Origin of the sequence: Halosolutus amylolyticus, from assembly GCF_023566055.1 — an archaeon.
GTDB classification, from domain to species: domain Archaea; phylum Halobacteriota; class Halobacteria; order Halobacteriales; family Natrialbaceae; genus Halosolutus; species Halosolutus amylolyticus.
Genome location: NZ_JALIQP010000003.1, coordinates 236,239 through 254,844, shown reverse-complemented (window position 1 = coordinate 254,844; position 18,606 = coordinate 236,239). Strand labels below are relative to the sequence as shown.

At 66.2% G+C, this 18,606-nt stretch carries 19 protein-coding genes; 13 read left to right on the top strand and 6 right to left on the bottom strand.

Features of this window, described 5'->3' with window-relative positions:
• The first annotated feature begins 44 nt into the window (after window positions 1-44).
• The 3 genes from MUN73_RS13775 (at window position 45) to MUN73_RS13765 (ending at window position 2,608) form a co-directional block, all read left to right on the top strand.
• Complete coding sequence (locus tag MUN73_RS13775) at window positions 45-461, top strand: cobalamin B12-binding domain-containing protein (protein ID WP_250141068.1); 417 nt, start codon at window positions 45-47, stop codon at window positions 459-461.
• On the top strand, window positions 458-1,525 hold the full coding sequence (gene meaB, locus MUN73_RS13770; protein WP_250141067.1) for a methylmalonyl Co-A mutase-associated GTPase MeaB: 1,068 nt from the start codon (window positions 458-460) through the stop codon (window positions 1,523-1,525). The genes MUN73_RS13775 and meaB overlap by 4 nt, the downstream gene beginning before the upstream one ends.
• Window positions 1,526-1,675: 150 nt before the next feature.
• Window positions 1,676-2,608: an alpha/beta fold hydrolase gene (locus MUN73_RS13765; RefSeq protein WP_250141066.1), complete on the top strand. Its 933-nt coding sequence runs from the start codon at window positions 1,676-1,678 to the stop codon at window positions 2,606-2,608.
• A 194-nt stretch (window positions 2,609-2,802) separates the two neighbouring features.
• On the opposite strand, the gene MUN73_RS13760 is transcribed toward MUN73_RS13765, so the two are convergent.
• Entirely contained in the window at window positions 2,803-4,128 is a 1,326-nt protein-coding gene (locus tag MUN73_RS13760; protein WP_250141065.1) for a dicarboxylate/amino acid:cation symporter, read from the bottom strand.
• Between the two features lie 356 nt (window positions 4,129-4,484).
• Here MUN73_RS13760 and MUN73_RS13755 point away from each other — a divergent pair, with 356 nt between their 5' ends.
• The 8 genes from MUN73_RS13755 to MUN73_RS13720 all read left to right on the top strand — a co-directional run bounded on the left by MUN73_RS13755 (window position 4,485) and on the right by MUN73_RS13720 (window position 12,868).
• Window positions 4,485-4,964 carry a cupin domain-containing protein gene (locus tag MUN73_RS13755; protein WP_250141064.1) on the top strand — a complete coding sequence of 160 codons (480 nt, stop codon included), beginning with the start codon at window positions 4,485-4,487 and terminating at the stop codon, window positions 4,962-4,964.
• Between the two features lie 206 nt (window positions 4,965-5,170).
• Window positions 5,171-6,667, top strand: a complete 1,497-nt coding sequence (gene gatB / locus MUN73_RS13750) for an Asp-tRNA(Asn)/Glu-tRNA(Gln) amidotransferase subunit GatB (protein WP_250141063.1) — start codon at window positions 5,171-5,173, stop codon at window positions 6,665-6,667.
• 290 nt (window positions 6,668-6,957) lie between these two features.
• On the top strand, window positions 6,958-7,980 hold the full coding sequence (locus tag MUN73_RS13745; protein ID WP_250141062.1) for an MBL fold metallo-hydrolase: 1,023 nt from the start codon (window positions 6,958-6,960) through the stop codon (window positions 7,978-7,980).
• A 114-nt stretch (window positions 7,981-8,094) separates the two neighbouring features.
• Entirely contained in the window at window positions 8,095-9,429 is a 1,335-nt protein-coding gene (locus MUN73_RS13740; protein WP_250141061.1) for an ABC transporter substrate-binding protein, read from the top strand.
• A gap of 2 nt (window positions 9,430-9,431) precedes the next feature.
• Window positions 9,432-10,313: a branched-chain amino acid ABC transporter permease gene (locus tag MUN73_RS13735; protein WP_250141060.1), complete on the top strand. Its 882-nt coding sequence runs from the start codon at window positions 9,432-9,434 to the stop codon at window positions 10,311-10,313.
• A complete protein-coding gene (locus MUN73_RS13730; protein ID WP_250141059.1) occupies window positions 10,306-11,424 on the top strand; it encodes a branched-chain amino acid ABC transporter permease in 1,119 nt (372 codons plus the stop codon). Before MUN73_RS13735 ends, MUN73_RS13730 begins: the two co-directional genes overlap by 8 nt.
• Window positions 11,421-12,149, top strand: a complete 729-nt coding sequence (locus MUN73_RS13725) for an ABC transporter ATP-binding protein (protein WP_250141058.1) — start codon at window positions 11,421-11,423, stop codon at window positions 12,147-12,149. The genes MUN73_RS13730 and MUN73_RS13725 overlap by 4 nt, the downstream gene beginning before the upstream one ends.
• The gene (locus MUN73_RS13720) at window positions 12,149-12,868 is read left to right on the top strand and encodes an ABC transporter ATP-binding protein (protein WP_250141057.1); all 720 of its coding nucleotides are present in this window, start codon (window positions 12,149-12,151) and stop codon (window positions 12,866-12,868) included. The genes MUN73_RS13725 and MUN73_RS13720 overlap by 1 nt, the downstream gene beginning before the upstream one ends.
• Window positions 12,869-12,925: 57 nt before the next feature.
• Here the strand turns inward: MUN73_RS13720 and MUN73_RS13715 are convergent, their stop codons facing one another.
• A complete protein-coding gene (locus MUN73_RS13715) occupies window positions 12,926-13,384 on the bottom strand; it encodes an acyl-CoA thioesterase (protein WP_250141056.1) in 459 nt (152 codons plus the stop codon).
• A 73-nt stretch (window positions 13,385-13,457) separates the two neighbouring features.
• Window positions 13,458-14,252 carry an N-acyl homoserine lactonase family protein gene (locus tag MUN73_RS13710; protein WP_250141055.1) on the bottom strand — a complete coding sequence of 265 codons (795 nt, stop codon included), beginning with the start codon at window positions 14,250-14,252 and terminating at the stop codon, window positions 13,458-13,460.
• Between the two features lie 100 nt (window positions 14,253-14,352).
• Here MUN73_RS13710 and MUN73_RS13705 point away from each other — a divergent pair, with 100 nt between their 5' ends.
• Together MUN73_RS13705 and MUN73_RS13700 are read left to right on the top strand one after the other, a co-directional pair.
• Entirely contained in the window at window positions 14,353-14,487 is a 135-nt protein-coding gene (locus MUN73_RS13705) for a transporter (RefSeq protein ID WP_250141054.1), read from the top strand.
• Between the two features lie 141 nt (window positions 14,488-14,628).
• Window positions 14,629-15,930, top strand: coding sequence for an NAD(P)/FAD-dependent oxidoreductase (locus MUN73_RS13700; protein WP_250141053.1), 1,302 nt, complete (start codon window positions 14,629-14,631; stop codon window positions 15,928-15,930).
• A gap of 99 nt (window positions 15,931-16,029) precedes the next feature.
• Here the strand turns inward: MUN73_RS13700 and MUN73_RS13695 are convergent, their stop codons facing one another.
• The 3 genes from MUN73_RS13695 to artA all read right to left on the bottom strand — a co-directional run bounded on the left by MUN73_RS13695 (window position 16,030) and on the right by artA (window position 18,498).
• The gene (locus MUN73_RS13695) at window positions 16,030-16,479 is read right to left on the bottom strand and encodes a CBS domain-containing protein (RefSeq protein ID WP_250141052.1); all 450 of its coding nucleotides are present in this window, start codon (window positions 16,477-16,479) and stop codon (window positions 16,030-16,032) included.
• Between the two features lie 247 nt (window positions 16,480-16,726).
• Window positions 16,727-17,455 (bottom strand): metallophosphoesterase, encoded by a 729-nt coding sequence (locus MUN73_RS13690; RefSeq protein ID WP_250141051.1) that lies wholly within the window; start codon window positions 17,453-17,455, stop codon window positions 16,727-16,729.
• Window positions 17,455-18,498 (bottom strand): archaeosortase A, encoded by a 1,044-nt coding sequence (artA, locus tag MUN73_RS13685; protein WP_250141050.1) that lies wholly within the window; start codon window positions 18,496-18,498, stop codon window positions 17,455-17,457. The genes MUN73_RS13690 and artA overlap by 1 nt, the downstream gene beginning before the upstream one ends.
• Window positions 18,499-18,606 lie beyond the last annotated feature (108 nt).

Genomic DNA, 18,606 nt, shown 5'->3' with positions numbered 1-18,606 from the left:
CAATATCCGTTAAAGTCAAACAGGCGGCACGGGAAGGGAGGTGTATGAGCAGCGAACAGGAGCAGGAGTCGATCCGGTGTCTCGTCGCCAAAGTCGGCCTCGACGGTCACGATCGGGGCGCCCACGTCATCGCCCGCGCGTTCCGTGACGCCGGGTTCGAAGTCATCTACTCCGGCCTCCACAAGGCACCCGAGGAGATCGTCCAGGCGGCCGTCCAGGAGGACGTCGACGTCCTCGGCATCTCCATTCTCTCGGGGGCCCACGACACGCTCGTTCCGAAGATCATGGACGGCCTCGAAGAGTACGGCGCGAAGGAGGACACCCTCGTCCTCGCCGGGGGCGTGATCCCCGACGAGGACCGCGACGAACTCAAAGAACTGGGGGTCGCCGAGATCTTCGGCCCCGGCACGTCGATCGAGGAGACGATCGAGTTCGTCCGCGAGAACGCACCCGAGCGATGAACGCGGAGCACGAACCGTTACTCGAGGACCTGCTCGCGGGGAAACACCGCGCGCTCGCCCGCGTCATCTCGAAGATCGAGAACCGATCGCCGGGCTACCGTGACCTCGTCTCCGAACTCTACGCCCACACGGGCGCGGCCGACGTGATCGGGATTACGGGCAGCCCCGGCGCGGGCAAGTCCACGCTCGTCGACAAACTGGCCGAGACCTACCGCGATCGGGGCGAGACCGTCGGCGTCATCGCGATCGACCCCTCCTCGCCCTTCACCGGCGGCGCGGTGCTGGGCGACCGGATCCGGATGGCCTCCACCGTGGGCGACATGGACGTCTTCGTCCGCTCGATGAGCGCCCGCGGCACGCTGGGCGGGCTCTCGACCGCGACGGCGGACGCCGTGAAGGCGATGGACGCCTTCGGCAAGGACAAGATCATCATCGAGACCGTCGGCGCGGGCCAGAACGAGATCGACATCGTCCGGACCGCCGACACCGTCGCCGTGCTCGTCCCGCCCGGGTCCGGTGACGACATCCAGACGCTGAAAGCCGGCATCCTCGAGATCGCCGACGTCTTCGTCGTCAACAAGGCCGATCGACCGGGCGCCGATCGAACCGTCCAGGAACTCCGGGACATGATCCACCTCGGCGAAGGACCGGGGATGGGCGGCGACGCCGGCCATCACGGCGCCGACGCGATGGACGCGGGCGGTGCCGACTGGGGTGACGACGGCGACGCGATCGAGGACTGGACTCCGCCGATCGTCGAGACCGTCGCGACGAAGGGCGAGGGCGTCGAGGCGTTCATCGACGACCTCGCGGCCCACCAGCAGTACCTGGTCGACTCCGGCACCCGCGCCGAGATGACCCGCCAGCGCTACGCCGAAGAGATCCGGACGCTCCTGCGCGAGGACGTCCACGCCATGCTCGAGAGCCGGATCGAAGACGAAGGCGGAATCGACGACCTCGCGGAGGGCGTCCGAACGGGCGAGACGGACCCCTACACGATCGCGAGCGATCTCCTCGAACCCGTCGAGGCGTGTCTCGACGACCTCGACGTGGACGGGACCTGACGGGTGTTCCCGAACCGCCGACGCCGCGTCGCCCGCTCGCGATCGCGGCCCGACGACACGGCGACCGCCGACGGCGGCGTCGCTCGCGTCGCTCCCGCGCACTGACGTCCGGCCGACAGTATAAGACGATCGGCGGTCTACACGTCCCGTATGAACGCCCGCACAGTCCTCGGTGCAGCCGCCGGGATCGTCGGCGGTGCCGTCCTCGGGAATCGCCTCCTCAAGGGTCGAGCGAGCGAGTACGAGAACCCGCTGCCGGGCGTCGAACGCACGTACCGGTGGCGCGGGATCGAGGTCTCCTACACCGTCGCGGGGGATCCGAACGACCCGGACATGCTGCTGTGTCACAGCATCCACGCTGGGGCGAGCAGCCACGAGTTCGAACCGATCCTCGAACTGCTCGCCGAGAACTACCACGTGATCGCCGTCGATCTCCCCGGATTCGGCCAGTCAGAACGGCCGCCACTGGTCTACTCTCCCACGCTCTACGCAGAGTTCCTCCGGGACTTCGCCCGCGACGTGACCGACGAACCGATCGTCGTCGCCTCCTCGCTGACCGGGTCGTTCGTCGTCGACGCGGCCGACGAGGCCGATTTCGAACACCTCGTGCTGATCTGTCCGACCGACGAGACGAGCACGGAGCGACCGTGGCTCCGAACCCTCATCCGGACGCCGATCGTCGGAACGACGCTGTTCAACCTGCTGGCGAGCAAACCCTCGATGCGGTACTTCTTCGATCGGGACGGCTACTACGACGCCGATCGGATCGACGAGGCGGAGGTCGAGTACGCGTGGCGGAGCGCCCACCAGCCGGGAGCCCGGTACGCGCCGGCCTCGTTCGCGTCGGGAACGCTCGATCCGGACTTCGACCTCCAGACGGAACTGGCGGCCCTCGAGACGCCGGCGACGCTGGTCTGGGGTCGTGACGCAGAACTCATTCCGCTCAGGCAGGGGCGAAATCTCGCCGACGCGGGCGACCTGGATCTCGTCGTCATCGACTACTCGACGCTGTTGCCACACGCCGAACACCCGGAGAAGTTCGTCGAGTACCTCACCGCGGAACTCCCGCGCGCGGAGCGCTAGGCGGCCGCTACTGCACCCGGTAATCCCCTTTTGTCCCGTCGGCCCGTGATCGAGCGGCGTTCGCCGCCCGGAGTCGCAACGGAATCGGTCGTCGCCCGGAGGCGCTCGGGTTCATACGGATTGCTGTACCGATGTACCGGCGCAACCGCGATCCGGGCGGCGGTTGCGCCGGAACTGACGTACAGTAAACCGTATCAGTCGCTGCTGGAGGCGGTTCCGCTGCCGATCTCGAGCCCGCGAGTCGGATCGATCCACGAGCCACCGCCGAAGTCGATCGCGTCGTTCCAGTGGGCGACGACCGTGGTGACGGCGAGGTCGCCCGTCACGTTCGTCATCGTCCGGAGCCGATCGAGGATCGGGTCGACGCCGGCGACGAAGCCGACTACCTCGAGCGGGAGGCCGAGCTGGGTCAACACCAGCGTCAGCATGATCAGCCCCGTTCCCGGGACGCCCCCGGCACCGATGCTCGCGAGCACCGCGATGAGGACGACCGTCACCTGCTCGACGATGGTCAACTGGACGCCGACGAGATTCGCCGCGAAGATCGCGACGACGCCCTGGTACATCGCCGTCCCGTCCATGTTGATCGTCGCGCCCAGCGGCAGCGAGAAGCCGTAGACGCCCTCGTCGATCCGGAGGTTGTCGTCGGCGTTCGCCATCGTCACCGGCAAGGTCCCGCTCGATGACCGGATCGAGAGCGCCGTCACGATCGCGTCCTTCGACCCGGTGAGGAACGCGACCGGCGACTGGCGGGTGAGCGCCACGATGAGTCCGCCGAGGTAGACGACCCCGATGTGGATCAGGATCGCACCGAGCAGGGTCCCGATCAACAGCGCGAAGGGGACGATCGCGTCGATGCCGGCCTCGCCGAAGACGGCGGCCATGAGCGCGAAGACGCCGATGACCCCGTACTCCATAATGCCCCAGACGATCTTGAACAGCGCCTCGGTGCCGGCCTCGACGATGTCGAAAATCGACTCGACGCCGCGCCGAACGGCCTCGTCCTCGGTGCTCTCCTCGAGCATGAGGAGCGCGAGGCCGAAGACGATGACGAAGAAGATCGTCGCGAGCACGTCACCTTCGGCCATCGCCCCGATCGGGTTCTCCGGGACGATGCCGATCAGTACCTCGACGAAGTCCGGCGTCTCCTCCGGCTCGAACTCGACGTCCTCGGCCAGCGTCAGTCCCGACCCCGGATTGACCAGGTTGGCCACCGCCAGCCCGATAAACACCGCAATCGCCGACATGACGGCGTACAGCGCGATGACCTGCCCACCGATCTTCCCGAGCGTCGAGGGCGTGATCCGTCGGATCCCCATCAGCAGCGTGAAGATGACGATCGGGATGACGATCATGGAAAGCAGCCTGACGAAGATGTCCCCCAGCGGCTGGAGCGCCGTCGCGGCGTCGCCGACGAGTAGGCCGACGATCGATCCCAGCACGAACGCCGCGCCGATCCGGTAGACGATCGGGATCGCGCGGTAGCGTCGCCACGCCGATGTTGCGGTATCAGGTACCATGTATCACACCTCGCGTTTTCGTTCAATTTCGCGAATCAAAAAACTACGAGACAGTTGTAACGACTGGAACTGCGTAACCGAGTCCGTAACGCGATCGGTCGGGGAGTAATGCGATCGTACCGCAGTCCCCCGGGCACGGCGCGAAGCCGTCGAGAGGCCCCAGTCGTGGTTCCGTCGCGTCCGGCCGCGATTCCGACGGGGTCCGGTCCTGTCGATCGGCCGGTGTCTCCGATCGGCGTGAAAAACCGTTATGCTCCGAGCGGGCGTTCTAGCAGTCGATTCAGGCCGCCCCGATCGAGCAGGTATTTTTCACGCCCTCGCAGGACGGCCCGCAATCAGGCAGGATGTGAGACAGCATGGCTACGACATCGAAAGACAGGACTGAGACCGCTCGCGCCGTCGATCTGTACCAGTTCGAGGGCACTGACTGCTACCAGGAACACGACGATCACGCCCGGCTTCGCGGGTACTTCCCGCTGACGCCCGGCGCGCCGAACGGCGTCGACGCCGGCGCCGAGAACCTGATTATCGTCTGTATCGAGATCGAACCCGGCGACTACCTCCCCTCCCACCGGGATAGCAACGAGGAACTGCTCGTCGTGACCACGGGTCGGGTCGAGGCGACGATCGGCGACGAGACGATCGATCTCGAGACCGGACAGTGCGCCGTGGTTCCGGAGATGGCCCCGCACGGGATCTACAACGGCGGCGACGAAACCGCCCGCATCATCGGGTTCTTCCCGGAGAACGAACTGACCGCGACGTTCGAGGACCCCCTCGAACCCTTCGGAACGACCGACGTGGAGATCGAACCGGACCACACTGCGACCGAGTGAGAACGTAACGCGTGGGACCCGGACGGATCCGGGTCGGACGCTCGATTTCCGGGCACCGTACGTTCGGCATCACTCGATCGGCGCTCGAACCCGGCGCGAATCGTCGAACGCGCAAATACGACGGCCGTGACGCGCGATCGCGTGCCGGAACCGACGGCGGAGCCGTCCCGTTACGTTTTACCCCCGCCGGCCCGAATCGAGGTGCAATGACTGCCCAGACCGTCCAGCAGGGCGACCTCGTGACCGTCATCGGCCTCGAGGTCCACGTCCAGCTGGAGACCGACACGAAGATCTTCTGTGGCTGCTCGACCGACGCGACCGACGAGCCGAACGAGAACGTCTGCCCGGTCTGTCTCGGCCTGCCGGGCGCACTCCCGGTTCTCAACGAGGCCGCCGTCGAGGCCGCCGTCAAGATCGGGAAGGCGATCGACGCCGACATCCCGGAGGAGACCCGATTCCACCGGAAGAACTACTACTACCCCGACCTGCCCAAGAACTTCCAGATCACCCAGTACGACGAACCGATCTGCGCCGACGGCGAACTCGAGGTGTCCGTCGAGGGCCAGCGCCGCACCGTCGCGATCGAGCGCGCCCACCTGGAGGAGGACCCGGGGAGCCTCCAGCACGTCGGCGGCGGTGGCGGCATCGACTCGGCGGAGTACACTCTCGTCGACTACAACCGTGCGGGGACGCCGCTGATGGAGATCGTCACGGCACCGGACTTCCGCAGTCCCGACGAGGTGCGGGCGTTCCTCGCCGAACTCGAGGAGGTGCTCGAGTACCTGGGCGTCTTCGACGCCGAACGCGACGGGAGCCTCCGGATCGACGCCAACCTCTCGATCGTCCCTGCGGACGAGATCGACGGGGACGACACCGACGAGATCGGTTCCGAGGCGCTCGCGGCGGCCAACCGAACCGAGGTCAAGAACATCTCGAGCCACAAGGGCGCACAGAAGGCGCTGGCCTACGAGGAGACCCGCCAGAAGAACGCGATCCAGCGCGGGCGCGCGGTCGAACAGGAGACTCGCCACTGGGACGAGTCCCGCGGGATCACGGTCTCGATGCGATCGAAAGAGGAGGAGAAGGACTACCGCTACTTCGAGGAGGCCGACCTCCCGCCGCTTCGCGTCTCGGGCTGGAAGGACGAGATCGCGATCCCGGAACTCCCCTCTGCTCGCCGCGAGCGGTTCCAGGACGAGTACGGCCTGAGCGAGGAGGCCGCCTCGAAGCTCACCTCCACGAAGCAGGTCGCGGACTTCTACGAGGACGTCGCGGGCGAGTTCGATCCGGACCTCGCGGCGACCTGGGTCGCGGACAACCTGCTGGGCGAACTCAACTACCGCGACATGGAAATTACGGACGTCGACGATCGACTCGACGAAATCTCCCGGCTCGTCGAACTCGTCGCCGACGACGAGATCACGGCGAAAAACGCCCGCGAGACCGTCCTCCGATCGATGCTCGACGACGGAACCGCGCCCGACGCGATCGTCGAGGAAGCGGGGCTGGGCAAGACCGGTGAGGACGAGGTCCAGCAGGCCGTCGTCGAGGCGATCGACGAGAACCCGGGTGCCGTCGACGACTACGAGTCGGGCGACGACGGCGCGATCAACTTCCTCGTCGGCCAGGTGATGCAAAAGACCGGCGGCAGCGCCGATCCGGGCGACGTCAATCAGCTGTTTCGCGCTGAACTCGAAAGCTGAGACGGTCCGCTGTACCGGAGTACCGGTACAACCGCTACCGTCCTGGGGGTGCACCGAAACTGACTACAGTAGTCCGTCTGAACCCCGCGATCGACGCGCGCAGGTCGACGGCGGACCGCTCTCTCGACGCACGCAGACAGTATCGAACGGGACTGGCATCCACTCCGCTATCGCGTCCGGTCGCTCGACCGATCCCGAACTAACTCTGTTCGAACTATTACTGCCTGAGTTAACAGTTCTACCTCTCTTCACCCAACCAATTAATATTGGACAGGATGTGTGTGGTGGACATGGACCGCATTTCGCTGGGCAACGACGAATTCGAGGGGCGCAACAACGCGTACGTACTCGCCGACGACGCCCGCGACGAACTCGCGCTCGTCGATACGGGGATCGCGACCGACGGGGTCCGATCGGACCTCCGGGCGGGGCTGGCCGAGCGGGGCTACGAGTTCGCCGACGTCGACGACGTCGTATTGACCCACTACCACGTCGATCACGCGGGACTCGCCGGGGAGATCCAGGCCGAGAGCGGCGCGACCGTCTACGTTCACGGGGCCGACCTGCCGCTCGTCGAACGGGACCCCGGGGCGGTCGCCGCGGCCGACGAGCGCCGGCAGACGATGCTCGACGAGTGGGGCGTCCCGGCGGACGCACAGGCGGATCTGTTCGCGTTCCTGGATGCGGCGAGCGGGATCGAGGGCACGCCGCCCGAGGCGACGCCGATCGAGGACGGGACGGTACTCGAGGTCGGTGGGTGGACTCTCGAGACTGTCCACACGCCCGGACACGCGGCCGGACACTGCTGTTTCGAGACGATCGGTGCGTCGGTCACGCAACGAACGGAGGGCGAAGCCGTCAGTGACGGACCCGAGGCGTTCGTCGGTGATGCCGTCCTCCCCGTGTACACGCCGAACGTCGGCGGAGCCGACCTCCGGGTCGACCGGCCGCTGGAGACGTACCGCGAATCGCTCGAACGGATCGCCGATCGGGACTACGATCGGGTCTGGCCTGGCCACCGCGACCCGATCGCCGATCCGACGGCCCGCGCCCGTGACATCCTCGACCACCACCGGGACCGGACCGCGGCGATTCTCGAGGTGCTTCGCGAACGCGGGCCGGTCGACCCCTGGGCGGTCAGCCAGCGACTGTTCGGCGACCTCGAGGGGATTCACGTCGTTCACGGGCCAGGCGAGGCCTACGCTCATCTCGACCAGCTTCGCCACGACGGGGTCGTGACGGTCGAGAACGGCCGATACCGACTCGAGGAACCGGACGTCGATCTCGCGGGTATCGACCTGCCAACCGAATAAATCTCTTCTATGTTTCTTGTTTGCACGTAGCGCGTGTTCCTTGTTACACTCCCTCATCTTTAATACGGACTAATCGAAACAGAGTGGCCAGAATTGGTAACACAGTGAGCCACAATGGTTAACAAGAGTAACAAAAATCTGAATTCGGGAAAGGATGGTAATAGTGGGGTGGCTCGGCGAACGTTCCTCGGGGCCGCCGGGACAGGGGCAGTCGCGACGACGTTCGCCGGGTGCCTGGGGGGCAGCGACGGTGACGGGATCACGATCGGTCACCTCGGTCCGCTGGAGATCACCCAGGGACTCGGCTCCGAACGAAGCGCCGAGTTGGCAATCGAAGAGATCAACGAGGACGGCGGGATCATGGACGAAGAGGTCGACCTGATCAGCGAGGATACGCGAGCCGATCCGTCGACGGCACAGGACGAAGCCTCTCGGCTGATCAACCAGGAGAACGTCGACGTCCTGATCGGGACGTTCTCCAGCGAGGTATCGCTCAACATCATGGACATGGTCACCGAGAACGGCGTCCCGTACATCGTCACGGGGTCGGCGTCGCCGGCGATCATCGAGAACTCCGTCGGATCGGACTACGAGGCGAACAAGAACATCTTCCGGTCCGGACCGATCAACTCGTTCTACCAGGCCGAGGCAATGGGCGGGTACGCCGACTACCTCTCGGACCGCCACGGCTGGAACACGTTCGCGTACCTCGCGGACGACGCGGCGTGGACGGATCCGTTCACGAACAACCTGCCGGACGAACTGGAATCGCGCGGCTACGACGTCGTCTACGAGGAGGAACTCTCGACGGAGATCGACGACTTCACGCCGGTCATGAACACCCTCCAGGAGGAAGACCCCGACGCAGTCTTCCGGTTTTTCGCCCACATCATCGGCGCGGAGATGCTCGGCCAGTGGCACCAGCGAGAACTCGAGTTCGGCATCGAGGGGATCCACGTCGCCTCCATGACGCCGGACTTCTACGAACTCTCCGAGGGGGCCGCCACCTACGAGACCACCTCGCAGTCGGGTGCTGCCGGGACGACCGAGATCACGGGCGAGACGCTCGACTTCGTCGATCGCTACCAGTCGTTCGTCGAGGACGACGAGGACGCGCCCGACCTCCCGATGTACATGGGATTCAACACCTACGACGCGGTCTACCTGTACCGTGAGGCCGTCGAGGAGGCCGGGACCGCCGATTACGGGAGTAACCTCGACGACATCGTCGACGCGATGCTGGGGCTGGACTACACCGGGACGGCCGGCCAGATCTCGTTCTACGAGGAGGGCGACGACTACCCCCACGACGTCCAGGAAGAGCGCAACGGCGACGGTGTGATCACGAACTTCCCGATTACCCAGTGGCTACCCGAGGGCGGACTCGAGTGCGTCTACCCCGAACAACACCGCACCGAAGAGCACGTCGCACCGAACTGGATGAACTAGGAATGCTCGAATCGATACTCTCGATACTGATCACCGGAGCGATGATCAGCGCGCTCTACGCGCTCATCGCGATCGGCTTTACGATGATTTTCGGCGTCGGCGGCGTCTTGAACCTCGCCCACGGTGCGCTGATCATGGCCGGCGCGTACGTGTTCATGGCCCTGAACAGGGATATCGTCGCGGAAGCGATCGCGTTGCCCTCGATCGTCGTCTTCCCGCTCGCGGTCGCCATCGTCGCGGGACTCTCCTACGGACTGTACGTCGGTCTCGTCAGGTACATCGAAGACAACGCGGTGATCACGTTCCTCGCGACCGTCGTCCTCGCGACGACGGTGACCGAAGTCGCGATCGGCATCTTCGGCGATCAGCCCTACTCCTACACGGTCATCTCGGGGACCGTCGGCCTGGCCGGCACGGCCGTCTCGTACAACGACCTGGCCGGATTCGTCGTCTCCTGGATCGCCATCGGACTGCTCTGGTACTACATCACCAAGACCGACGGGGGCCGATCGATCCTCGCCGCGTCGATGAGCGAGCGGGGCGCTCGACTCACCGGCGTGGATCTGCACTCGGTCCGGACCCGAACGTGGCTCATCGCCGGTTCGCTCGCGGGCGTCGCCGGGATCTTCCTCGGCGGCGGACAGGCCGCGACGCCGCTGATGTGGCTGAACCCGCTCGCGCTCGCGTTCATCATCGTGGTGATCGGCGGCATCGGCTCGATCAAGGGCTCGATCGTCGCCGCCTACCTGATCGGGTACACCGAGACGCTCACCGTCTCCGTGCTGGGCCAGAGCTTCCGGGGCATCCTCTCCCTGGTCATCTTGCTCGTCGTGCTGTTCCTGTTACCGCAGGGGCTGTACGGGAGGGAATACGTCCATGAGTGAAGAACTACAGCGGTCCGGAGCGGTGCGCAGTACGGTTCGACGGACGATCATCGGGCCGAGCGGCCGCGTCGCCGCTCGCGTCCTGGCCCCGATCGACGAGACACTCCAGCCCCTCGCGGACCGATTCAACCGCCTGTTCGGTCCCTACGTCGGCGACGTGACCGGGCTCCAGTTGGCCGCGCTCCTCGTCTCCCTCGTCGCGCTCGTCGTCGCCCCGACCTGGGCACCGTTGCTCGCGGGCAACTACATGCGAACCCTCACGCTCGCGTGCATCTGGGCCATCTTCGCGATGGGGTGGGACATCCAGAGCGGCTACACCGGCTACATCAGCTTCGGCCACTCGGTGCTGTCGGCGGCCGCCGGCTACACGACCGCACTGCTCGTCGTCACCGTGAGTCCGGACCTGGGCTTCGTGGTCACCATCCCGCTGTCGATCCTCGCGGCGGTGATCGTGGGGCTTCTCATCGGGCTTCCCTCGCTCCGGCTGTCCGGGCCCTACTTCTCGCTCGTCACGTTCGTCGCCGTGCTCCTGTTCTACCGGCTGACGATCGGGTTCAGCGAGACGCTCGGCGGCGAAAACGGCTTCCAGGCGGTCGAGGTGTTCACCTGGGACTTCACGATGCGGTACTACTACATGCTCGTCCCGATGCTGGTCGTTGCGGTCGTACTGACGGTCGTTGCGCGATCGAACGTCGGGATGGTGCTCGTCGCGATCCGGGAGAACGAGCAGGCCGTCTCCGCGGCCGGACTCAACCCGACCACGTTCAAGCTCTGGTCGTTCGTTCTCAGTTCGATCACGATGGGGATCGGCGGCGTCCTGCTCGCCCACTTCGGCGGGAACGTCGACCCCGCCACCTTCGTCGTCGTCGACCGGAGCATCGAGATGATCGCGATGGCCGTCATCGGCGGCATGAGTTCCATCCTCGGCCCGATCGGCGGCGCGTTCCTGTTCGTATTGCTCCGCGACGAGGTGTTACGCCTCTGGTTCGGCCACTCGACGCGGTGGATCGTACTCTGGCTTCTCGTCCTGCTGGTCCTCGTGTTCGCCCGCGACGGGCTGTTCCGCTGGATCTGGCACGCTCTCGGCTCGATCGGAGGTGATCACGAGTGAGCCTCCTCGACGTCGACGGCCTCACGAAGCGGTTCGGCGGCCTGGTCGCCGTCGACGACTTCTCGTTCGAGGTCGATCGCGGCGAGATCGTCGGCCTGATCGGGCCGAACGGGTCGGGCAAGTCGACGGTGTTCAACTGCATCATGGGCAGGTACGACGTCACCGCGGGCTCGGTCCGGTTCGACGGCGACGACATCACCGACGACGCGACCCACGAGGTCGTCGACAGGGGGCTCTCGCGGGTCTCCCAGGAGTCGAACCCGATCGATCGCTACCCCGTCGCCGGGAACATCAAGCTGTTCACGCTCCCGAACAGCGTCTTCTCGTTCTACGGGGGCGCGAGCGACGAGGAGATCTACGAGTACGCCGCCCGGATCGATCTCGAGGACAAGCTGCAGGCGATGCCCGACGAGCTCCCGCACGCGGACGTCCGTCGGCTCGAGATCGCGAAGGCGCTGGCGACGGAGCCCGACCTGCTGTTGCTCGACGAGCCGTTCGCCGGGATGAACCAGGCCGAGATCGACGCCCTCGCGACGCAGATCGAACGCTTCCGCGAGGAGGGGATGACGATGGTCGTCGTCGACCACAACATGGGCGGGCTGATGGACCTCGTCGATCGCGTCGTCGTGCTCAACAACGGCGAGAAACTCGCGGCCGGCTCGCCCGAACGGATCGCCGAGAACGAACGCGTCCAGGAGGCCTACCTCGCTGGGGAGGGACGATAATGTCCGATACGATACTCGACGTCCAGGATCTGAACGTCTACTACGGCAAGTCGCACGCACTGAAAGGAATCAGCCTGTCGATCGATCGCGGCGAGATCTACGGGGTGATCGGCCCGAACGGGGCCGGCAAGACGACGATGCTGAACGCCATCGCCGGCTTCGTCGACTACGAGGGGACGATCACGTACGACGGACGGGACCTGGCCACGGTGAGTTCCGAGCGGATCGTCAGGGACGGCCTGATCTACTGTACCGAGGATCGGGACCTGTTCCCGTTCTTCTCGGTCCACGAGAACCTGCTGATGGGGGCGCAGTTCCGCGACGATCGCGACGCGGTCCGGGCGGACCTCGAGATGGTCTACGACCTGTTCCCGCGGCTCGACGAACGCCGCGAACAGGAGGCCGGAACCATGAGCGGTGGCGAACAACAGATGCTCGCCGTCGGCCGGGCGCTCATGAGCGACCCCGACCTGCTGATGCTCGACGAACCGACGCTCGGGCTCGCCCCGGTCATCATCGAGGACATCGGGGACGCACTCGAGACGCTCCGGGAAACCGAGGACCTGACGATCCTGCTCGCCGAGCAGAACTCGACGTTCGCGCTGGGCCACGCCGAGCGGCTCTCCCTGATCGAGACCGGGGAGATCGAACTCACCGGGACCGCCGACGAGTTCCACGACAACGAGTACGTCCGCGAGGCGTACGTCGGCGTTCACTGAGCGCGGCGTTTCTTCGACGGCCGTCTCCACCACCGCGTCGGGAGCGAAACGCGGCCGTCACTCGATCGACTCGAGACCGCCCTGGAACGCGGCGATCGCCTCGCGGAACTCGTCGGGGACCGGGATCGTCTCGTCGGTCTCGAGGTCGACGGCGACGTGGGTGACGGTTCCGTCGGCGAGGAGGGAACTGTCGTCCTTTCGCCGGGCGCGATACTCCGAGGTGAAACTCGCCGTGCCGAACTCGACGACCCGCAACTCGTTTTCGATGACGTCGCCGAGTTCGGCCCCCTCCCGGTAGTTCAGTTCCGTGTTCGCGACGTGAGTCTGCCAGCCGCGATCGATCATCTCCTCGAAGCCGTAGCCGATCTGTCGGAAGAACTCGGTCACCGCCTCGTCCTGGAAGGTAAAGTACTCGCCGTAGAAGACGATGCCCTGGAGGTCGGTTTCGGCGAACCGGACGCGGTTCTCGAAGACGGACTGGAACGCGGGCCCGTCGTCGCGGTCCGTGGATTCCATAGGGGCAACGGCACGTCGATCAGTAAAGTGATATCGGCCCCGGCAATCGCTCACACGGCCGCCGGACGGCCGCTCAGAGCCCCTCCCGTAACGTCTCGAGGTCCTCGGCGTCGTGGCCGCAGAAGATCCGTGCGTCGTGCCGTCGCTCCTCGTCTTTCAGCAGGCGCAGGCTCTCGTACCAGGCCCGCTTGCTCCACAGCAGGTCGCCACCCATGGGGTGTTCGTCGTGATAGTTCGCCCGCACGTAGGCCTGGTCGCCGGCAAAGATTACGGTCCCGGCGTCGTCTATGTCGAGTCTGACGCCGAGCAGACCCGGCGTGTGACCGGGGAGGTGGACGAACTCGAGGTCCTCGAAGTGCTGTTCGCGCTCCCCGTGGACGATCTCCCAGTTCAGGTCCCGATCGAAGTCCCCGGTTACGTAGGCGTCGCTCCCCGCGTCCGTCTTCGCGCTGTAGTAGGCGTACTTGAACTCGTCCTCGTGGACGAAGATCGGCGTCTCGGTTCCCTCGAAGGCGTACAGGCCGCCCGCGTGGTCGAGGTGGAGGTGCGTCTGGATCACGTAATCGATGTCGTCGACGGCGTAGCCCGCTTCCGCGAGATCGTCCTCGATCGGGCGCAGGCCCGTGTGTTCGAACGCCGCGTACAGTTCGGCCGGCCAGTGGCCCGAATCGGCCTCGGGATGGGAGCCGGTGTCCCAGAGGATCGTCCCCTCGGGGTGCTCGATCACGAGGTTGTAGACCGGCCCGTCGCCCATCGTCACGTCCGGGTTCGGGTCCGCCGCCGTCCCCAGCGTGTGGCCCTCGACGATGTGATTGAAATCGGTCGTGATCGTTCCGCGATCGATCGGGGTGATGGTTGCATCGACCATACGTCAGTTACGACGGACGGTCGGTTATCCGTGGGGGGTAACAGTGACGTCCTGTATATGCCGGGCACAGCACTACCTGTCGTCACGGCGATGCGTTTGCATGGTCAGAGCCTCGACGATCGTGATCCTCCTCGGCGTCGCCCTGCTGTTCGTGCCGATTCCGCCGATCGCGACGGCGCTCGGCGTCATCGTCATCCTCGTCGGCGTCGCGCTACGATTGCTGACGGACAGCTAGCGACGGGACACTCCCCGATCGGTCCCTGGGTGCGATCGGGCCGGATCTGGCTCCCGACCGGACTCTCCAGACCCGAACGCGTCGACCCACCCGTTTGCCGTTGGGTCCATCGTTTTGTGTCTCGTCTCCGAACCGTCACGCATGACCCGGACGCCGCGAGTGATCGTCGTCGGTGGGGGACTCGCCGGACTGGTCGCCGCGCGTCACCTCGCCGCCGGCGGTGCCGACGTGACGCTGTTCGAACGCGAGGAGACGCCCGGCGGTCGCGTCAGGACCCGCGAAGGGGACGGGTTCCGCCTCGATCGGGGATTCCAGGTGCTCTTTACCGCCTATCCCGCCGTGCAGCGGGAACTCGACCTCGACGCGCTCGACCTGCGCCGGTTCGCGCCGGGGGCCACCATCGCCCGGCCGAACCACCGGTCGACGCTCTCGGATCCGATCCGCGATCCGGCCGCCCTGCCGGCGACGCTGTTCAACCCCGACGTCTCGCTGGGGGACAAACTCCGCGTCGCGCGACTCCGGTGGGACCTCCTGCGGACCGATCCCGACGCGATTTTCGACGGCACCGAACCGGACGACGTCTCGATCGACGCCTTCCTCCGCGATCGGGGATTCTCCGATCGCTTCGTCGAGCGGTTCGCCGCGCCGTTCTACGGCGGTATCACCCTCGATCGATCGCTGTCGACCTCGAAGCGGGTCTTCGAGTACACCTTCCGGGCGCTCGCGGCGGGCGACACGGCCGTCCCGGCCGCCGGCATGGGGGCGATCCCCGAACAACTCGCCGAGACGGCTCGCGAGGCCGGCGCGGCGATCGAGACCGGGATCGACGTGGCGGACGTCGCGGCGGACAGGAACGCCGACGGCGCCGGTGGAACGACGGTGACGGCTGGAGAGGAGTCGATCGCCGCCGACGCGGTCGTCGTTGCGACCGATCCGCCGACCGCTCGCGACCTGACGGGGGTCGAGTCGATTCCCACCGAGGCACGCGCTTGCGTCACCCAGTACTACGAACTGCCGGCGCGGACGGACCTCGAGACGGGACGACGGTTGCTGTTGAACGCTACCGAGACCGGACCGAACCACGTCGTCCCCCACAGCGCCGTCGCTCCCGAGTACGCGCCCGACGACGCTACGCTGATCAGCGCGACCTACCTGGGCGAGCGCGAGGAACGCGACGAGGAACTGGCCGATCGTACCCGCGACGCGCTCGCCGGCTGGTACCCCGAACGGCGGTTCGACGGCTTCGAGACGCTCCACACCGATCGGATCGAGTTCGCCCAGTTCGCCCAGCCGCCCGGAATCCACGATCGGTTGCCGGACCCGCGCGATCCGGCGGGCCCGATCTACCTGGCCGGGGACTACACCCGGTGGTCGTCGATCCAGGGTGCGATGGAGAGCGGCCGGCAGGCGGCGAAAGCCGTGATCGACGATCTGTCACGGTGAGTCGGGGCGTCGGGAAGGAGGCGTCAGGTCGGGTCCACGCGGAGCGGCGATCGAGGTCAGTTCGCGGTCACGTTCCCGCGCGAGGTTCGTTCTTCGCGGTCACTCGCCCGCGGGTAGTTTCGGCCGGTTCGATCGGGACGGCCGCACCGGCTCGCGGCGGCGTTCAATATCCAGACTGCGTCGAGAGAGATACGGTGCCAGGGTCCGGGCGGAGAGTAATCCGCGGTAGACGCCGTCGTCGACAACCGGAAGCTGTGTGACGCCAGCGGTTCGCATCGTCTCGGCGGCGTCCCGAATCGTCGCCCCCGGCGAAATCGTCGTCACCGGTGTCGACATGATCGTTCGAACGACCGGCCGTGCGTCCGACTCTGCGACCAGCGAAACGATGTCGGATTCCGTGAGGATCCCGATGACGTCGCCGTCTTCGAGGACTACCAGGGCGGGAACTGCAGGGTCACACAGCAGACGTGCAGCTTCGGTCACGGTCGTATCGGGCGCGACCGTTCCCGGAGAACGGATTCGGACAGCGTCGACACTCGTCTCGATCATGTTATATAGACTCTACCACGTGCCGGAGCATAACAGTTGCGGACATATGTCCACCAATAACCAGTATACCTAATATTATGTCGATTTTTTCGCCCACGAGCCAACTTCACCCCCCGATTGGCGGTATATATTGGACACTCCGAAGGCGGCATTCCGGTCGTCCCGGCCGCCGATCGGCATTCGGTCCCCGATCGGCGATCGGGATCCCTGGCGCCCCCGATTCGTCCGGTACTCACGGGAACGGCGCTCACAGTAGCCGGCGACACTCCCCCAGCGGGGGAAACCACAGCGGTTCGTCGTTCGCGTCGTCCCACACCGCCGGGTAGAACGCGTCGGGGTCCGTGACCAGCGGCGACTGGAAGTCGCTGGCGAACATTCCGTTGACCGTCGCCCCCCGCGCGAGGCGGGTGAACGCCGGGAGTACGAGCACGTCGCTCCCCTCGTACGCGCCCGGTCCGTAGAGGAAACAGGGGCGTTTGCGGCCGTCGATCGAGATCGCGGGATGGTCGTGCCCGATCACGTACCGATCGGCGTCCCCGTCGGGCCGCTCGTGGCCGTGGCAGACGATCGTCGCCCCGTCGGACTTGCTTTCGAGGCGGTACTCGTCGACTGGATCGCCGTCGAAGACCGGATCGAGCATCGTATCGTGGTTCCCGCGCGCGACGACCAGCGACGCGCCGGCCCGATCGACGGCCGCCCGGAGTCGCGAGAGGTCGTCCTCGACCCCGTGGGGGAGCCGCGAAAACGAGTGGAGGAGGTCGCCCGCGACGACCACCGTCTCGGGGGTCGTCGCCGCGAGGGCGTCCTCGAGACGGGCGACGACGTCGGCCCCGTCGTCGATCGGCGCGTCGACGCTCGAGGCGGCCCCGCGGCCGAGGTGGACGTCGGCGAGGACGAGCGCCTCGGCCGCCGGGACGACGACGGCGCGTTCGTGGATCGAAAACGGGACGTCGATCTCGACGCCGGTCTCGGTCATCACTCGGCGTTCGATCCCGAACCCGAACTATCTTCGGCCCCGGCGGCGTGGCCGCCGTCGGCGCGAACCTCCTCGCCGAGCGCCTCCTGGAGGTCGTACTCGGTGCCGGTGAGGACGAACAGGACGTCCTCTAGCGGCTCGAGTATCTCGGGGAGGATCCGGACCACGAGGAAGGTGATCCCGACGAGCGCGACGACCGACAGCATCTGGGCGATGTAGTTGTGCGCGACGAGAAAGGAGACGCGACTCGGCTCGGCACCCATGTACGTCGTCATGAACGAGACCAGCCAGTCCTGCTGGAACCAGCCCCACGGCGACGCGAGGCCGATGAAGACGTTCCGGACCTGGTTGAGGAACCAGATGACCCCGACCGCGAGCGCGAACGCGGTGGCTTTTCGGCGGAGCGGTGCCTTCACGGCGGCGATCAGGCCGCCGAAGATGGCCATGCTCCCGATGCCGGTACAGGCGAGGACGATGTAGGTCGTCCGGCCGGTCACGGTCTCGTCCGGATCGAACGCGAACTTGCTCCGGTACCCCTCCGGCCCCTCCGCGAGTCCGGGGCTGTGCCCCAGGAGTTCCATCCCGTAGTGGGTCTGGGCTGCGGTCGTCTCGATCAGCCACGTCCGGACGACGGGGATGGTCTCGGCGGGCAGGTAGATCACCCCCATGAACATCACCGCTTTCGACAGGAGCATGAGCGAGTCCCGTCCCCGGAAGAGGAGATACCCCGTGTAGGTACACAGCGGCAGGGCGGCGAGCGAGAGAACGGTCTGTAACGGGCTCTGGGCGTCGGTGTAGTAGTACGGCACCATCGTCAGCCAGAAGACGCCGAAGACGACCCACGCGGCCGCGGCGACGTGGCGGGCCGGGCCGGGCCGATCCTGCCACTGGAGGGCGAGCGCGACGACGAACGCGCCGATGGCGACCCACGCCAGCCAGTCGGTCATCCCGGAACTGATCACGGCCGATATCACCGGGACGGCGTCTACGACCCCGACACCGACGGCCGGTGCACTTCCGGGCGTCGTTACGAACGACCACATTGTCGTGTTGTCCCGAAGGACTCTCGCGCTATCAACTTGACGTTCCACTACGGGCTGTGGAACTGGTCGGCGATGGTCGGACGGCTGTCGTGTATCGGCAGGTCGGCG

Bases quoted from the DNA above. Each gene is read 5' to 3' on its own strand.
- MUN73_RS13740 (WP_250141061.1), top strand. From the start codon at position 8,095: ATGGTTAACAAGAGTAACAAAAATCTGAATTCGGGAAAGGATGGTAAT.
- MUN73_RS13710 (WP_250141055.1), bottom strand. From the start codon at position 14,252: ATGGTCGATGCAACCATCACCCCGATCGATCGCGGAACGATCACGACC.
- MUN73_RS13760 (WP_250141065.1), bottom strand. From the start codon at position 4,128: ATGGTACCTGATACCGCAACATCGGCGTGGCGACGCTACCGCGCGATC.
- meaB (WP_250141067.1), top strand. From the start codon at position 458: ATGAACGCGGAGCACGAACCGTTACTCGAGGACCTGCTCGCGGGGAAA.
- MUN73_RS13765 (WP_250141066.1), top strand. From the start codon at position 1,676: ATGAACGCCCGCACAGTCCTCGGTGCAGCCGCCGGGATCGTCGGCGGT.
- MUN73_RS13775 (WP_250141068.1), top strand. From the start codon at position 45: ATGAGCAGCGAACAGGAGCAGGAGTCGATCCGGTGTCTCGTCGCCAAA.
- MUN73_RS13735 (WP_250141060.1), top strand. From the start codon at position 9,432: ATGCTCGAATCGATACTCTCGATACTGATCACCGGAGCGATGATCAGC.
- MUN73_RS13720 (WP_250141057.1), top strand. From the start codon at position 12,149: ATGTCCGATACGATACTCGACGTCCAGGATCTGAACGTCTACTACGGC.
- MUN73_RS13695 (WP_250141052.1), bottom strand. From the start codon at position 16,479: ATGATCGAGACGAGTGTCGACGCTGTCCGAATCCGTTCTCCGGGAACG.
- artA (WP_250141050.1), bottom strand. From the start codon at position 18,498: ATGTGGTCGTTCGTAACGACGCCCGGAAGTGCACCGGCCGTCGGTGTC.
- MUN73_RS13755 (WP_250141064.1), top strand. From the start codon at position 4,485: ATGGCTACGACATCGAAAGACAGGACTGAGACCGCTCGCGCCGTCGAT.
- MUN73_RS13700 (WP_250141053.1), top strand. From the start codon at position 14,629: ATGACCCGGACGCCGCGAGTGATCGTCGTCGGTGGGGGACTCGCCGGA.
- MUN73_RS13705 (WP_250141054.1), top strand. From the start codon at position 14,353: ATGGTCAGAGCCTCGACGATCGTGATCCTCCTCGGCGTCGCCCTGCTG.
- gatB (WP_250141063.1), top strand. From the start codon at position 5,171: ATGACTGCCCAGACCGTCCAGCAGGGCGACCTCGTGACCGTCATCGGC.
- MUN73_RS13730 (WP_250141059.1), top strand. From the start codon at position 10,306: ATGAGTGAAGAACTACAGCGGTCCGGAGCGGTGCGCAGTACGGTTCGA.
- MUN73_RS13745 (WP_250141062.1), top strand. From the start codon at position 6,958: ATGGACCGCATTTCGCTGGGCAACGACGAATTCGAGGGGCGCAACAAC.
- MUN73_RS13690 (WP_250141051.1), bottom strand. From the start codon at position 17,455: ATGACCGAGACCGGCGTCGAGATCGACGTCCCGTTTTCGATCCACGAA.
- MUN73_RS13715 (WP_250141056.1), bottom strand. From the start codon at position 13,384: ATGGAATCCACGGACCGCGACGACGGGCCCGCGTTCCAGTCCGTCTTC.